Below are 280 nucleotides of genomic sequence, written 5' to 3'. Positions count from 1 at the left end.
ATCGCATGAAACGACTCAATACAGGCATTGTCATAGGGACAGCCCTTATGACTAAAGGAATGTTCTATACCGTAGAAATTAATGCGCTCGGAAAACTCATCACTTGTATATTGTGATCCCAAATCAGAGTGGAATACTACTCCATCTTTGGGTTGTTGTGTAGTATAAGCGTTTTCTAAAGCCTTTAATACGATGTCTGTTGTCATAGAACGTGAGAAACAATAGCCAATTATTTTCTTTGTGTGTAGATCCATGACAGAAGCTAGATAACACCATCCAT

Annotated in this window: 1 protein-coding gene; it reads right to left on the bottom strand. The window is 38.2% G+C overall.

The features are described from left to right. Positions 1-280 (bottom strand): DDE-type integrase/transposase/recombinase (locus SAY88_RS24950; RefSeq protein WP_332635112.1); only part of this gene is annotated, 280 nt, incomplete at both ends.

It is taken from the genome of Halalkalibacter flavus (assembly GCF_036663575.1).
Classification (GTDB): domain Bacteria; phylum Bacillota; class Bacilli; order Bacillales; family Bacillaceae_D; genus Halalkalibacter; species Halalkalibacter flavus.
This window is presented reverse-complemented; position numbering and strand designations above follow the sequence as displayed.